Annotated in this window: 17 protein-coding genes and 2 pseudogenes; 4 read left to right on the top strand and 15 right to left on the bottom strand. The window is 60.3% G+C overall.

Annotation, left to right across the window (positions count from 1 at the left end; genetic code table 11):
- Window positions 1-66: 66 nt before the first annotated feature.
- Window positions 67-846: a ferredoxin-NADP reductase gene (gene fpr, locus PSH84_RS10595; protein WP_003184787.1), complete on the bottom strand. Its 780-nt coding sequence runs from the start codon at window positions 844-846 to the stop codon at window positions 67-69.
- Window positions 847-967: 121 nt separating this feature from the next.
- Here fpr and PSH84_RS10590 point away from each other — a divergent pair, with 121 nt between their 5' ends.
- Entirely contained in the window at window positions 968-1,894 is a 927-nt protein-coding gene (locus PSH84_RS10590) for a LysR family transcriptional regulator (protein ID WP_063322709.1), read from the top strand.
- Window positions 1,895-1,898: 4 nt separating this feature from the next.
- Here the strand turns inward: PSH84_RS10590 and PSH84_RS10585 are convergent, their stop codons facing one another.
- The 3 genes from PSH84_RS10585 to PSH84_RS10575 form a co-directional block, all read right to left on the bottom strand.
- Window positions 1,899-2,261, bottom strand: a complete 363-nt coding sequence (locus PSH84_RS10585; RefSeq protein ID WP_053118952.1) for a diacylglycerol kinase — start codon at window positions 2,259-2,261, stop codon at window positions 1,899-1,901.
- Window positions 2,262-2,333: 72 nt separating this feature from the next.
- Window positions 2,334-2,987: a response regulator transcription factor ErdR gene (erdR, locus tag PSH84_RS10580; RefSeq protein ID WP_122565411.1), complete on the bottom strand. Its 654-nt coding sequence runs from the start codon at window positions 2,985-2,987 to the stop codon at window positions 2,334-2,336.
- 213 nt (window positions 2,988-3,200) lie between these two features.
- Window positions 3,201-3,947: a tRNA-uridine aminocarboxypropyltransferase gene (locus PSH84_RS10575; protein ID WP_122565412.1), complete on the bottom strand. Its 747-nt coding sequence runs from the start codon at window positions 3,945-3,947 to the stop codon at window positions 3,201-3,203.
- 184 nt (window positions 3,948-4,131) lie between these two features.
- Between PSH84_RS10575 and PSH84_RS10570 the strand changes: the two genes are divergently transcribed.
- Window positions 4,132-4,554, top strand: a complete 423-nt coding sequence (locus tag PSH84_RS10570; protein WP_003198359.1) for a quorum-sensing-regulated virulence factor family protein — start codon at window positions 4,132-4,134, stop codon at window positions 4,552-4,554.
- Here the strand turns inward: PSH84_RS10570 and PSH84_RS10565 are convergent, their stop codons facing one another.
- On the bottom strand, window positions 4,555-4,749 hold the full coding sequence (locus PSH84_RS10565; RefSeq protein ID WP_122565414.1) for a hypothetical protein: 195 nt from the start codon (window positions 4,747-4,749) through the stop codon (window positions 4,555-4,557). It abuts the gene before it with no gap.
- A gap of 456 nt (window positions 4,750-5,205) precedes the next feature.
- Between PSH84_RS10565 and PSH84_RS10560 the strand changes: the two are divergent.
- Window positions 5,206-6,325: pseudogene (locus PSH84_RS10560) on the top strand (LOG family protein).
- A gap of 46 nt (window positions 6,326-6,371) precedes the next feature.
- Here the strand turns inward: PSH84_RS10560 and recX are convergent.
- From recX to PSH84_RS10545, 3 genes are all read right to left on the bottom strand, one after another.
- Complete coding sequence (recX, locus tag PSH84_RS10555) at window positions 6,372-6,839, bottom strand: recombination regulator RecX (RefSeq protein WP_305482834.1); 468 nt, start codon at window positions 6,837-6,839, stop codon at window positions 6,372-6,374.
- Window positions 6,840-6,847: 8 nt separating this feature from the next.
- The gene (recA, locus tag PSH84_RS10550; protein WP_014336835.1) at window positions 6,848-7,900 is read right to left on the bottom strand and encodes a recombinase RecA; all 1,053 of its coding nucleotides are present in this window, start codon (window positions 7,898-7,900) and stop codon (window positions 6,848-6,850) included.
- Window positions 7,901-7,983: 83 nt separating this feature from the next.
- The gene (locus tag PSH84_RS10545; protein ID WP_122565416.1) at window positions 7,984-8,484 is read right to left on the bottom strand and encodes a CinA family protein; all 501 of its coding nucleotides are present in this window, start codon (window positions 8,482-8,484) and stop codon (window positions 7,984-7,986) included.
- A 413-nt stretch (window positions 8,485-8,897) separates the two neighbouring features.
- On the opposite strand from PSH84_RS10545, the pseudogene PSH84_RS28990 reads away from it, so the two are divergent.
- Window positions 8,898-8,993 (top strand): annotated as a pseudogene (locus PSH84_RS28990) (hypothetical protein); the annotation flags it as partial.
- A 65-nt stretch (window positions 8,994-9,058) separates the two neighbouring features.
- Here PSH84_RS28990 and PSH84_RS10535 read toward each other — a convergent pair.
- The 7 genes from PSH84_RS10535 to PSH84_RS10505 form a co-directional block, all read right to left on the bottom strand.
- Complete coding sequence (locus tag PSH84_RS10535) at window positions 9,059-9,484, bottom strand: cell wall hydrolase (RefSeq protein WP_122565418.1); 426 nt, start codon at window positions 9,482-9,484, stop codon at window positions 9,059-9,061.
- Between the two features lie 280 nt (window positions 9,485-9,764).
- Entirely contained in the window at window positions 9,765-10,781 is a 1,017-nt protein-coding gene (locus PSH84_RS10530) for a contractile injection system protein, VgrG/Pvc8 family (RefSeq protein ID WP_122565420.1), read from the bottom strand.
- A gap of 9 nt (window positions 10,782-10,790) precedes the next feature.
- Window positions 10,791-11,003 carry a tail protein X gene (locus PSH84_RS10525; protein WP_063322730.1) on the bottom strand — a complete coding sequence of 71 codons (213 nt, stop codon included), beginning with the start codon at window positions 11,001-11,003 and terminating at the stop codon, window positions 10,791-10,793.
- Window positions 10,996-11,379, bottom strand: coding sequence for a phage tail protein (locus tag PSH84_RS10520; protein ID WP_305482833.1), 384 nt, complete (start codon window positions 11,377-11,379; stop codon window positions 10,996-10,998). Before PSH84_RS10520 ends, PSH84_RS10525 begins: the two co-directional genes overlap by 8 nt.
- Entirely contained in the window at window positions 11,379-11,804 is a 426-nt protein-coding gene (locus PSH84_RS10515) for a glycine zipper domain-containing protein (protein WP_305482832.1), read from the bottom strand. The genes PSH84_RS10520 and PSH84_RS10515 overlap by 1 nt, the downstream gene beginning before the upstream one ends.
- A 404-nt stretch (window positions 11,805-12,208) precedes the next feature.
- Window positions 12,209-13,552: a phage tail tape measure protein gene (locus PSH84_RS10510; protein WP_305482831.1), complete on the bottom strand. Its 1,344-nt coding sequence runs from the start codon at window positions 13,550-13,552 to the stop codon at window positions 12,209-12,211.
- Between the two features lie 128 nt (window positions 13,553-13,680).
- Window positions 13,681-14,256: a phage tail assembly protein gene (locus PSH84_RS10505; RefSeq protein WP_305482830.1), complete on the bottom strand. Its 576-nt coding sequence runs from the start codon at window positions 14,254-14,256 to the stop codon at window positions 13,681-13,683.
- Window positions 14,257-14,354: the final 98 nt, after the last annotated feature.

The raw sequence follows: 14,354 nt of genomic DNA, 5'->3' as shown, positions 1-14,354 counted from the left end.
CACAAATCCCCTTGTGGGAGCGAGCTTGCTCGCGATAGCGATCTATCAGCCGCCACAAATGCAGGCTTACTTCTCTACAAACGCCCGCTCGATCAGGTAATCACCCGGCTCGCGCATACGCGGCGAAACGGTCAGGCCGAAGCTGTTGAGCACTTCACTGGTCTCGTCGAGCATGCTCGGGCTGCCGCACAGCATGGCGCGGTCGTCCTGCGGGTTGATCGGTGGCAGGCCGATGTCGCGGAACAGCTTGCCGCTGCGCATCAGGTCGGTCAGGCGGCCTTCGTTCTCGAACGGCTCGCGCGTCACGGTCGGGTAGTAGATCAGCTTGTCGCGCAGGGCTTCGCCGAAGAACTCGTTCTGCGGCAAGTGCTCGGTGATGAACTCGCGGTAAGCGACTTCATTGACGTAACGCACGCCGTGGCACAGGATCACTTTCTCGAAACGCTCATAGGTTTCCGGATCCTGGATGACGCTCATGAACGGCGCCAGGCCGGTGCCGGTGCTGAGCAGGTACAAATGCTTGCCAGGCTTGAGATCGTCCAGCACCAGGGTGCCGGTGGGTTTCTTGCTGATGATGATCTCGTCGCCTTCCTTCAGGTGCTGCAACTGGGAAGTCAGCGGACCATCGGGCACCTTGATGCTGAAGAACTCGAGATGCTCTTCCCAGTTCGGGCTGGCAATCGAGTAAGCGCGCATAAGCGGGCGGCCGTTGGGCTGTTGCAGGCCGATCATCACGAACTGACCGTTCTCGAAGCGCAGGCCCGGATCGCGGGTGCACTTGAAGCTGAACAGAGTGTCGTTCCAGTGATGAACACTGAGGACACGCTCGTGGTTCATGTTGCTCATGTACGGGGACTCCTGGGAATGGTGCCTGCGCCGATAATCTGCGCAATTGCATCGCATTCTAATGGCGGCGACAATATCTGTTAAATGGATTATTAAGATAAGGGTTATCGGTTATATCGATATGCGATTTACTCTACGTCAACTACAAGTCTTCGTCGCCGTCGCCCAGCAAGAAAGCGTGTCTCGCGCTGCGGGGCAACTCAATCTGTCGCAGTCGGCGGCCAGCACCTCCATCACCGAACTGGAGCGGCAATCGAGCTGCCAATTGTTCGACCGTGCCGGCAAACGCCTGAGCCTCAATGCCCTGGGCAAACAGCTGCTGCCCCAGGCAGTGGCGCTGCTGGACCAGGCCAAGGAGATCGAAGACCTGCTCAATGGCAAATCCGGTTTCGGCTCACTGGCGGTCGGCGCGACGCTGACCATCGGCAATTACCTGGCGACCTTGTTGATCGGCGGGTTCATGCAGCGCCACCCGGAAAGCCAGGTGAAGCTGCACGTGCAGAACACTGCCAATATCGTGCACCAAGTTGCCCACTATGAAATTGATCTGGGTCTAATCGAAGGCGACTGCAGCCATCCAGACATCGAAGTGCAAAGCTGGGTCGAGGACGAACTGGTAGTGTTCTGCGCCCCTCAACACCCACTGGCCAAGCGTGGCCAGGCAACCATGGAGGAGCTGACCCATGAAGCCTGGATTCTGCGGGAACAGGGCTCCGGCACGCGACTGACCTTCGACCAGGCCATGCGCCACCACCGCAGCGCGTTGAATATCCGCCTGGAGCTGGAACACACCGAAGCGATCAAGCGCGCCGTGGAGTCCGGCCTGGGCATTGGCTGCATCTCACGCCTGGCCCTGCGCGACGCCTTCCGCCGCGGCAGCCTCGTCGCGGTGGAAACCCCGGACATGGACCTGGCGCGGCAGTTTTATTTCATCTGGCATAAACAGAAGTACCAGACCTCGGCCATGCGCGAATTCCTCGAATTGTGCCGAGCGTTCACCGCCGGAGCCCAGCGCAGCGACGAAATCGTGCTGCCGACCATTGCCTGAGCCGTTACAGCAGGATCAGCCCCCACACCAACGCGATCATCGTCAGGGCAACGAACTGGGCGGCGCTGCCCATGTCCTTGGCGTTTTTCGACAACGGGTGCAGCTCCAGGGAGATGCGGTCGATGGCCGCCTCCACCGCCGAGTTGAGCAATTCCACGATCAACGCCAGCAGACACACGGCGATCAGCAGCGCCTGCTCGACACGGCTGACGTTCAGGAAGAACGACAACGGAATCAGCACAACGTTGAGCAACACCAACTGACGGAACGCCGCTTCGCCGACAAAAGCCGCGCGCAGCCCGTCCAAGGAATAGCCGGAGGCGTTAAGGATGCGTTTCAGGCCGGTCTGGCCTTTAAAAGGTGACATAGAGTGAGCAACTGATCGAAAAGGAGTGGAGAAACTAATTCAAACCCGGTCAAAAAAGCGTGAAGCAGCGCATTAAGCCTGCGGCGAAATTGACTCAAGTTGTTGCAGCAGCAAGGCCGCCTGGGTCCGGGTGCGTACATTCAGTTTACGGAAAATCGCCGTGACGTGGGCCTTGATGGTGGCCTCCGACACATTCAGCTCATAGGCAATCTGCTTGTTCAGCAGGCCTTCGCAGACCATGGTCAATACCCGGAACTGCTGCGGCGTGAGGCTGGCCAGGCCCGCGCTGGCGGCTTTGGCTTCTTCGGACACGCTCACCGCCTCGAACGCCTGGGGCGGCCAGCAGACATCGCCGTCCAAGACCGCTTTCACGGCCTTTTGAATCATTTCAAGGGAACTGGATTTGGGGATGAACCCACTGGCGCCGAACTCCCGGGCCTTGACCATCACCGAGGCTTCCTCCTGGGCCGAGACCATGACCACGGGGATCTGCGGGTATTGGCCGCGCAACAGCACCAGTCCTGAAAAACCGTAGGCACCGGGCATGTTCAGGTCCAGCAGCACCAGGTCCCAATCGGCCTTCGCCGTCAGTTGGACCTCCAGTTCCGCGATACTGGCCACCTCCGTCAACCGGACAGCCGGGCCAAGGCCCAGGGTCACTGCCTGATGCAACGCGCTGCGAAAGAGCGGGTGGTCATCGGCAATCAGGATTTCGTATGTGGCCATTTTTCAAATGATCCTGTTTTTAATGGCAGGCCCGATGCATTCGCGCCTCGCCAAGACAACTCAAGACACCACCCTGCAGCGGCATCCACAGGGCACGTGCAACGCCAAACATAGCGTTTCAAACAGTGGTCGGCGCCCTGGTCGGCGCCAAGCATGCCCAGCGAAGCCGGGGTGGTCAAGCAGCACGGCCGCCCCTGCGTCCAGTATGGGCCACTATTGGGCCAATACTGCTTGCGGGGTGCGAATGAAGGGTTGCAACTCGGCATGGGCCGGGGTCGACACGTTCACTTCCTGCTGGCCCTTGGCGCCCAGGTAATGTTGGCTGAACACATCGAAATAGGCATCCAGGGCCGACGCGGCGTCGCTGTCGCCTGCCAATTCCAGACACAACGCCGCTACCTCGGCGGTGCACAGGTGCTCGCTGCGGGTCGAACGACGCAAGCGGTAGCGCGACAGTTTATCGGGCAACAAGCTCAGGATCGGCAGCCGGTCGAAATATGGGCTTTTACGGAAAATCTTGCGCGCCTCCGTCCAGGTCGCGTCCAGCAGAATGAACAGCGGGCGCTTGGCCTGATCGAGGTCTACCGTGTGGGTAACCCGCGATGGCTCCACGTATTCGCCCGGAAACACCAGGTACGGTTGCCATTGCGGGTCGTTCAGCAACGCCAGCAGTTGCTCATCGACCTCGGTGCGCGACCAGATGAACGCATGGTTGTCGCGCACCACATCGGCAATCAGCCAACCGGTGTTGCTAGGCTTGAACACCTCTTTGTTGGTCATGATCAGGCAGACCCCGGAACGTGTCTCGACGCTTGGTCGCCAGGCGCACAGGCAATGGCTCTCGATCACCCGGCAGGCGCTGCAACGGGGCGCGCGCCAGCCACGGGCCTGAATCGGCTTGATGCCCTCATCGATGCGCTGGTCACGCAGGCGGGCTACGGCATTAGGGGCGTGATTCATCGTGGACGACGCCGACAGACAGGAAAACTCGACACGAACAACACTCGGCAGGGCAATAAAGGCCGGCAGTCTACCAGAGCGCACGAGCCTGTACCGTCCACCCGGGCTCCCCTATAATCCCCGACCACTGAACGCACAGTCATGTGATCGGTCGAACCACCAGTCACTGAACCAGGAGAGTTTCATGCTGCGCCTTATCGTCCCTACCGTTGCCGTTCTGCTGGCGACGTCCTTCAGCGCTCAGGCTGCCTCGCTGAAAGAACTCGAACTGAACAAGATGCTGCAGAACGTTGCCAAGGAAAGTAGCGTCGGTACGCCGCGGGCGATCAACGAAGACATTCTCGACCAGGGTTATACCGTCGAAGGCACCGAGTTGATCAACCATCTCAGTGTGCAAAGCAGCCATGCCCAGAAAATGCGCGCAGACCCCAAGGCCGTGTATTTCCAGCTTGGCTCCACGGTGTGCACCAATCCGGGCTTTCGCAAGCTGATGGCCAAGGGTGCGACGATGCGCTACGAATTCACCGAGGTTAAGACCAACCGTCCGGTCGCAACCGAACGTTTCCAGGAATCGGATTGCCCAAAACCGGCCAAGACGAAGAAGTAATCAACCCGAGCTTGCGCGCCGCTGTTCATCGTCGGCGCGCAATTCCGCTACCAGCGCCTGCAGGTAGCGCGAGCGCCATGCTCGCCCGCCCAGCCGACGACAGCATTCTTCCTCAAGACTCACCCGATTGGCCTTGGCCGATTCCACCAGCATCAAGTGCAACTGCCTGTCGAGTTCCAGAGTCACCCTGGCCATCTCTCCCGCCTCCATGCCCGATCCGCTTCAATCCATCACGTGGCACCCAGCCCTGGGCGTCAAATTGCATTGGCACGCTTGTTATCAGTAAATCAGAGCGGCACGCACCTGGTCGGCAATCTGACGAGCGGCGCGATATTGCCGTGCGCTTATCCAGCGGTTGCCAACGGTCACTTTTGAGCGCCATGATCAGGGCAGCAAAGATCAGCTAGATTCAGAAGTATCCTTAGTATTTGCATCGGGCAGAAAGAGGCTGCCCGGCCAACACTTTGGCGTGCTTGTTTTTATCAAAGGGAAAAGCAGAACCCGCTGGATGGCTTGGTCGCCCTGCCGCAGACCGCGTCAAGCCAGGTCACCCTCCAGGCAGATGCCTGAGCTGACAACGACACACGAAGGTGTCGTGGCCCTGACGAATCTCTCGTCCGGGCCGGGGTCCTGTTAAGAAGGAGAAGTTGAATGCCTTACAAACCGAATGACCTGCTCAGTCGTCATTTTTGAGAACCACGGCCACGACCTCACCCGCAAGGTTGAAGAACAACTCAACCTGGTGTCTCCCAACAGTCCCAACCTCCCCATTTACCGTGACATGATCCTGACTGTGCTGCGCATGGCCCAGGAAGATCACAACCGCTGGAATGCCAAGATCACGCTGCAGGCCCTGAGGGAGCTGGAACAGGCCTTTCGTACGCTCGAACAATTCAAGGGCCGGCGCAAGGTCACGGTCTTCGGCTCGGCCCGAACGCCCATTGAACATCCGTTGTACGGCCTGGCCCGAGAGCTGGGCGCTTCGCTGGCGCGTTCAGACATGATGGTCATCACCGGTGCCGGCGGTGGCATCATGGCCGCTGCCCATGAAGGCGCGGGGCGTGACCATAGCCTGGGATTCAATATCACCCTGCCTTTCGAGCAGCACGCAAACCCGACCGTCGAAGGCACGTCGAACCTGCTGCCGTTCCACTTCTTCTTCACCCGCAAGCTGTTTTTCGTCAAGGAGGCCGACGCACTGGTGCTCTGTCCCGGCGGTTTCGGCACGCTTGATGAGGCGCTGGAAGTCCTGACGCTGATACAGACCGGTAAAAGCCCACTGGTACCGGTGGTCCTGCTGGATGTGCCCGGGGGCAAGTTCTGGCAAGGCGCCCTGGACTTTATCCGCGAGCAGTTGGAGGAAAACCGCTACATCCTGCCCACTGACATGAAACTCATGCGCCTGGTGTACAACGCCGAAGAGGCCGTGGAAGAGATCAATCAGTTCTACCGCAACTTCCACTCCAGTCGCTGGCTCAAGCATCAGTTCGTGATCCGCATGAATCACAAGCTAAGCGAGCAGGCCTTGCAGCAGATGCAGGTAGATTTTGCCGACCTGTGCCTGAACGATTGTTTTCATCAACATGACTACAGCGGCGAAGAGCACGACGAGGCGCGGTTCAGTCATCTGACACGGCTGACGTTTACCTTCAACGCCCGCAATCATGGTCGTTTGAGGGAACTGGTGGACTACATCAACCTGCCGGAAAACTGGGCCCAGCCCGCCCAAAAGCCCCATCCCCTCACCTGGGAACCGATCAAGGTAACCTGAGCCCATAAAAAAACGGCCCGCTATCGAAATAGCGGGCCGTTTTTGTTTAATCATCCATACCGCGACCGCTGAACAAACGGTTGATCATCTCCATGGAGTAGCCTCGGTACGCCAGGAAACGCCCTTGCTTGGCTCGCTCTCGTGCATCGATGGGCAAATGCCCTGAGAACTTGCGGCGCCAGGTGTCCGTCAGTTGCTCCTGCCAATCGATACCGCTTTCGCGCAAGGCGAGCTCGATATCCGGGCGTTGCAAGCCACGCTGGCCCAGTTCCTCACGAATGCGCAAAGGACCATAGCCGGAGCGGGCGCGATAAGCGACGAAACTTTCCAGGTAACGGGATTCCGACAGCAGGCCCTCTTCAGTCAAACGGTCGAGGGCCGTGTCGATCAACTCATCGGGCGCGCCGCGCTGACGCAGTTTACGCGTCAGCTCGACTCGACCGTGCTCGCGCCTGGCGAGCAGGTCCATCGCGGTTCGCCGCACCGCGACGAGGGTATCGAATACGGCGGTCATCGGATCAATCAGATGTCAGCGTCAGCCAGGTCGTCAACGGGCTCGCGATTAGCCACGGACTTGACGTCTGCAACCGGGCTCAACAGTTTGTCACGCAGTTGCTTCTCGAGAGCAGCGGCAACTTCCGGGTTATCCGCCAGGAACTTGGCCGAGTTAGCCTTGCCCTGACCGATCTTGGTGCCGTTGTAGGCATACCAGGCGCCCGACTTCTCAACGAAACCGTGCAACACACCCAGGTCGATCATCTCGCCATTGAGGTAGATGCCCTTGCCGTAAAGAATCTGGAATTCGGCCTGACGGAACGGCGAAGCCACCTTGTTCTTCACGACCTTGACGCGGGTTTCACTGCCAACCACTTCATCACCTTCTTTCACCGCGCCAGTACGGCGGATGTCGAGGCGAACCGAGGCGTAGAACTTCAGTGCGTTACCACCAGTGGTGGTTTCCGGGCTACCGAACATCACACCGATCTTCATACGGATCTGGTTGATGAAGATCACCAGGCAGTTGGCATTCTTGATGTTACCGGTGATCTTGCGCAGGGCCTGGGACATCAGGCGGGCCTGGAGGCCCACGTGCATGTCGCCCATTTCACCTTCGATTTCAGCCTTTGGCACCAATGCCGCCACGGAGTCGACGATGATCACGTCGACCGCGTTGGAACGTACCAGCATGTCGGTGATTTCAAGGGCCTGCTCGCCGGTGTCCGGCTGGGAAACCAGCAGGTCGTCGACGTTGACGCCCAGTTTGCCGGCGTATTCCGGGTCCAGGGCGTGTTCGGCGTCGACGAAGGCGCAGGTCGCGCCGGCTTTTTGGGCCTGGGCGATCACGGACAAGGTCAGTGTGGTTTTACCGGAAGATTCAGGACCGTAGATTTCAACGATTCGGCCTTTTGGCAGACCGCCAATGCCAAGCGCAATGTCCAGGCCCAGGGAGCCGGTGGAGATGGAAGGAATAGCCTGACGGTCCTGATCGCCCATACGCATTACGGCACCCTTGCCGAATTGACGTTCGATCTGACCCAAGGCCGCAGCCAAGGCTTTCTTCTTGTTGTCGTCCATTAAAGTCCTCACGTAATCAATAAGGCCTGGCGGCCAACACCTGTATAAGTAGCCAGTATTATTCCACAGTGATTGAGGATCGCCTACCCCTGATTTGAGATTTCTACAGCGGCATGTTGCAACAGCCCCTCTAGCGCGGCCTTCACCGTTTGTCGGCGGACCTCGTCGCGGTTGCCTGCAAAGAAGCGCAGCTCGCTGATCAGCGTCTCGCCTACGCCCCAAGCCAGCCACACGGTGCCCACCGGTTTGCTCGGCGAGCCCCCGTCCGGCCCGGCCACCCCGCTGACCGCCACGGCAAAACGCGCCAGGCTTTTGCGCTGGGCGCCTTGTGCCATGGCTTCGACCACCTCGCGGCTGACCGCCCCGACCTTCTCGAACAACTCGGCCGGTACCTCGAGCTGCTGGCTCTTCTGGCGATTGGAATAAGTGACGTAACCGGCCTCGAACCAGGCCGAACTCCCGGGAATCCGGGTAATCGCCTCGGCAATACCCCCGCCGGTGCAGGACTCGGCCGTGGTGACGTGGGCATTGAGCAACTGCAGGCGCCTGCCCAGTTCAGCGGCCAGTTCGGTAATGTCGTCCATGGTGCTCTCCTGATTCCACGCGATTGAGGCCTACCGTACACGAGCAGTCGACGCTTGCAAGGCTCGCCGGATTACCGACCCAGCGCCCTGACGTAGGCCTGGCAAGCCTGCAAGGCAATCAGTCCGCGGTCGCCTGCGTCGGTGATGGCGATAATTCGTTGAGCATGCGCTGGGTCAAGTCCGGCTCTCGCTCTTCCATGAACCACGCCGCTGGCGCTGGCGGCGGAAGGCATCGAGCAGCTACCGGCCGGTTCCTCGGCAAGGAGGACTGACAGCCTAAGATCAGAAGTAGCGAGACGATCGCGAAGATGAGCCTGATTTTTTTGGGCATCGGTCATTACCTGATAGTGGGTTTGTTCGCTGACGAACAGGCGTTGCTCGAGCGCGAGACGCTTATTCTGCTCTGCCTGTACCTGAGCGACAGCCGCGCTGCTGATCTGCTCAAGGTCGGATTGATGCAAGCTGGTCTGCTCCGCCAACTGTTTGCCGTAGCGCCAGTCCTGGACCTTCCATGTCGCGCCGACCAGCAGCAGCGCCAAGCCGCCCACGACCAGCGCCTTCAATGCCAGTGGGTTCATGGCACGTCCTTGAAGAAGATGTGATTGCCCAGGCGCAAGGTCTGTTTCGCCTGCTCGGCCCAGACCGGTGGCTTGAGCATCGTGCTCGCGTAGTAGTGGGTGGCCCCGCCTGTGATGTCAGGCTCTGCGCCGGAGATCACCAGGTCAGCCGCCCGCTTCGCCTGGGCGAACTGCTTCGACGGGATTTCCTTTGCTCCACTCAGGTACGGGAAGTTCGGGTCGCTTTTGTTCCAGCAACTGAACTGATAGGGCTTCAGGCAGACACCGACATAGCCTTCACCCCACCAGGATCTGGCGTTACCGTCGAACACGCGGTTACGGATGGTCCAGGCCACGGCTATCTGGCCGGACAATCCTTCGCCGCGAGCCTCACCCCACAGGGTTCGGGCGAGGATGTCGCAGTCCTTTTCGATTGCAGTCATATTTTCCTCTAGAAAAAATCCCTTTTAAGTGAGCACAAGAACGCCGGCGGCGTGCTGCTCACGATTGCGGTCTGACATTCAGGATGGTGTTGACTGACCTACAGCAATCGCGAGCAAGCTCGCTCCCACCAGGGTCTCGGTTGCACGCCGTGCATGTACAACGCTGAACAAAAACTGTGGTAGCGAGCTTGCTCGCGATTGCGGTGTGTCAGGCAATGGGGATGTTGAATGTAAGGGCGCTATCGCGAGCAAGCTCGCTCCCACAGAAGGGCTGGTGGCGTCAGGCTTTGGCATCCAGGCAGGTTGCATGAATCAGGCAGCGGTAGCTTTTTTCCCGGTCGCCACTGGCGGTGACCTTGTCGATCGACCAGCGACCGCGCATGAAATCCGGCCAGGTGGGGTCCAGCAGTACGATGCCCTCGGCGGACAGTCCAGGGTTGCCAGGGCATTCGATGGTCACCTTGAGTGCTTCGCGCAGCATCCGGCGCACCTCTCCTTCGCCGGCAGCGCGGGCGTCGTCGGCGCTCTGGAAGCGCTGGCGCAGGGTCTTGAACGGCGCGATGCCGCTCTCCTCGACCTGCAGCTTGCCGGCCGCCGCATCCCACCACCGGGTCTTGCAGCCCTGGTACTTGGCCCGGGCGGTTTCATCAAACTTGGCCGAAATGAAGGCGTGGTCGCCCGGGCGATTGTTGGTCGTCACCGACAGTTTCATCTCGGGCAGGACCTTGCCCGATAGAGACTTCACCTGGCCGCGCCGGGCCAGCACATACAGCTCGTTGATCGGCTTGGCGACGGCGTCATAACGGTGAGCCAAGCGCGTCAGGAACCCCATGTCGGTCTCGTTGGTCTGGTCGATGTGCTCGATTTTGATCAGCGACAGGTCCGGCGCCACACGGGGTGAAAACCCGTGCCTGGAGGTCAACTGACGAAACAGCGCACCCAGGGTCGTCGGGCCATGGCTGACGGATCGACGCTGCTTGAACCCGGTCTGGTCAGCCGCGCTGAACGGGGCCGCCATGGCCACTAGTGTGAGATTCAAGGGAAACAGCGTTGGCGTGCGCCGGGTAATGACGAACTCGCCTTTGTCCACCAGCCCCGACTCCAGGTAACCGACCCGCAGACCGATTTTCCCACCGAAACTGGGCAATCCTTCAAGCCCGTCCAGGCTGATGGTGAGCGTCAACTGATCGGACTCGATCCCCGCCGCGTCGACGTGTGTCCAACTGAGCAATCGTTCGTTGAGCAGCGCGGCGTTCGCGCCATAAATTTCCACCGCTGGCGTGAAACCCAATGACATGTCGCCTCCTTAATCCCAGGCCGAAACCGGTGGGGTTGCCACGGGCTTGAGGTCCACTTCCGGCAAGACCACCCACACGCCCGCCGGCAATACCGGGCCCCATTCAGCTAACCCCGGATTGAGCCGCCAGAGCGCTTCCTCGACGATGTCGTCGCAACGCTCCAGCTCGCGGTACAGCAACAGATTCACCGAATCACCGGCGATACTTCGAACCCTACGCATTGGCGAACTCCATCAATTCAACCACCCAGCCGACCACCATCGCCGTGCCGTCATCAATGATTTCGGTCTGGGTTTCCGTGACCTTGTTGATCTGCCACAGGCCCCAGTTGCGGCCGATGCCATCGACCAACGGCAGCGGGACGCGCTGCGCCTGCAAAGCGCGCAACTCATCGAGACGATCCATGGCGGTCGCATACATCGACTTGCCCGTGATCGTCAGCCCTTGCAGGCCTTGGCCGATCTGGCTGGACTTGGGTTTGCTGGTGAGAATGTCGATGCTTTTCCAGCCACCGTCCGACGTATACACCAGTTGGTGGTACGCAAAATTTCTCGACAGGCCAAAGATGAAGCTGCCGAGGGCCATTTGTTGACGCATCACGTACCTCCGTCGGTCAGGGCCGCATCACTGCGCATGGCCAGTGAGTTGGGCATGGTCGTTAAGCCGAATTGGCCCGAGAGCTGCTGCACCACCAGGTTGGCCAACTGACTCGCGCTGGCCTGGTCCTGGCCGTTGATGTAGATGTTTGCGGTCATGGTGTTTTGCTGTGTGGTTGCCTGGGTGCTGGCCAGGTCTTTGCTGACCTGGTCTGGAGCGGCGAGTCTGTCAGCGGGGGCAACGAGTTTTTCACCCAGAGACGCGCCGGCATCGCTCCCCAACCAGCCGCCCAGCAGTCCGCCAATCACACCACCAATGGCAGTGCCGAGCACCGGAACGACACTCCCCAAAGCGGCACCGGCCGCAGACCCCGCAGCAGCACCTGCCCAGCCACCACCGGCGGCTCCCAGGCCTGCGCCCATCATTCGCTTGTCGCCGGTCAGCACACCCTCGGCCACATCAGCGACGGCGCCGACGACTTTTAATGGGCCCGGGCGCCCTGCGAGTCATCGAGCGTAACGAGGCGGTTGGCCCGAGCGACAAACGCCCTGCGCCCCCCTGTGAGCCTCGTGTACTGACGCGTATTTTCGGCCTGGATTCGGGACGCTGGTTGGCATTGCTTGTATCCAGCTTGTTCACACGAGAATTTCTGAAATCTTCGGTGATCACCTCACCCAATCGGCCGGGAAGGCGCGGAGCGGCCCTCCCCAACACCCGCTTGGCCACCTGACTGGATATCTCATCCCCTACCGCTTTGAGCAGCGCCCCCACCAGCGGTTTGATCGCTGCGCCAATCAATATGATGGCCGCGGCGGCTTTAGGTGAGGATTCAGCCAAACTCACTCATGCAATCGGCCAGCGAACCCAGCCACTGGAACGAGGTATCCGCCGAAGGCATCAAGGCATTGCCCGTGGCCACCGACAAACGCTCGCTGCGGGCGTTGAGGATGTTCAGCTGGCCTTGCTGGGTTTTCGACAGCGCCAACGCGTCCTGCCGCACCGAGCCGTCGTTGCCCAATTGTGAAGTGGCGTACTGGCCTGGGTCTTTCACCTGCAAGAAGGCGGCGTTCACATCGGGCAGTTTCTGCGCCATGCGCAACACCGCCTCATCGCCGTTGCCGAATAACGTGGCGGCAAGGGCCGAGCGCTTGTCGGCCGGTTGCGCATTCAAGGCCGCCAGCACCGTCATCACCGTGCCAGGCGCCGTGTCCTTGTCACGCAAGCCGCCCGCCACCGCCGTGGGCGCCAGGCCCAGCTGTTTCCAGGCCGTTTGTTCGGTGACGGAGGCCTGGTCCCCCTTACTAAGGGCCGTCGTGAAGCTATCCAGTGCCAAGCCGGCTTCAGCTTGCTTGGCCCCGGTATTGAGCAATGCCGCCGTCAACGCGGCGGCTTGCGCAGGGGCCAGGCCTGCCGTCGTCGCCGCCGCACCGTCACTCTGCAAGACCGCACCGATCTCAGCCGCTTTCGCACCATTGGGTAATTTGCCCAACTGGTTGGCGGCATCCGCCAAGTCAAAGGCTTGGGCGCCGCTGAGCTTCATGGAGATGCGCCATTCGGCCAGCATTTCGGCGGCCTTCATGGCCGGCATCTCGAACGCCGCCGCGGTGACGCCAGCATCCGAGGCGAAATTCGACAGGACTAGCTGTCGCTCCGAGGCATCGTGCACATCGCTACCGATGCCTTTCCTGGCCGCCAGGCTTTGCATCTTCACCACTTCAACCGCCGTGGTGCCCCCGGCCGCCACCAGCGGAGCGGCGGCGATCTGCTGGGTTGCCTCAGCCACCTGTTGAATCTGGCGCGGCCCAAATTGGGTGGCCTTTTTCAGATCGGCCATGGCCGAATCCATCGCTATCGCGGGTTTGAGCAGCGCCGGTGGTTCGATACCACCGCCCGACTTAGCCTTGGGCTTATTGGCCGACTCACCCTTGGCGTCGGCGCCCATCGTTTGGGAGAACAATCGTTGCGCCGACAGCTTCACGGTCAGCGACTCGATCGCCGTGGTCAGCAGTCCGAGCTTGAGCCCGAGTGTTTCCAGCGCCAGATCGAGGCTCGCCAGTTGATCCCTGGCGAACGCACCTTGCGCCGACACGCCACTGGTGAGGCTGGTATCACCGAACGCCAACCCACGCTCATCGAAGGCTGTGTATTTGAGCGAATATCTATCGTCTGCCATCCCGCTCTACTCCTGTTTCACGCCAAGGCGAGTGATCGCGATGTCGTAGCGGCGCAAGGCCTTGCCGGCGTCCCACTCCAGGATTTCCGCCTCACTTACCGAGTAAATGAGCGGCACCACATCGAGGATCACTTCGATGTCGCGCTCCGAAAGAAGTCCGCCGGTTTGTTTAAAAAATCGTCGATGCGTACCTGCAACTGGGTCCAGTCGGGCACGGTCAGCCGATCGAGATCGGGGATCATCAGGCCGGTGCAATGGGCGGTGATGAACTCGGCGCGTTCCTTGGCCGTCTTCAGTTTTTTCATCGCCTTGGTGGCGCGCAGCACCGGCATTTCCAGGGTCAGCGAAGTCATGCTGCGGCCCGCGACGTCGAGCGGTTGCAGCAGCGGCACCTGGTCGGGATCGGCCGCTGCGCCGTCCACCGATTCCAGAAAGTGCGACGCCGGGCGGGTGGACATTTCATGCACGTATTGCGCAATGCTCACGTAATCCGGGCGCTTGAGTTGGTCGAGTTCCTTGACCGACAGGCCGGTGGCCAGTTTGGCCAGTTCGAAGAACTGGTCGTCTTCGTCATCGCCAGCGCGGGCCAGGGCGTCTTTCTGCGCAGCGTAGTACAGCGGCTTGAGTGAGAGTTGCTCGATCTGCGAGCCGTCGTCACCGGTGATCGGCGACAACAGCTCATGGGTAGGAGGCATCCAGGACATGAATCAATTCCTTGGTAAATCGGGGGACAACCTGTGGGAGCGAGCTTGCTCGCGATAGCGGTCTGACATTCACTATTGATGTCGACTGATACTCCGCC

The organism is Pseudomonas beijingensis (assembly GCF_030687295.1).
Taxonomy (GTDB): Bacteria; Pseudomonadota; Gammaproteobacteria; order Pseudomonadales; family Pseudomonadaceae; genus Aquipseudomonas; species Aquipseudomonas beijingensis.
Note: the sequence above shows the minus strand (reverse complement) of the source record. Positions and strands in the feature narration are given on the sequence as shown.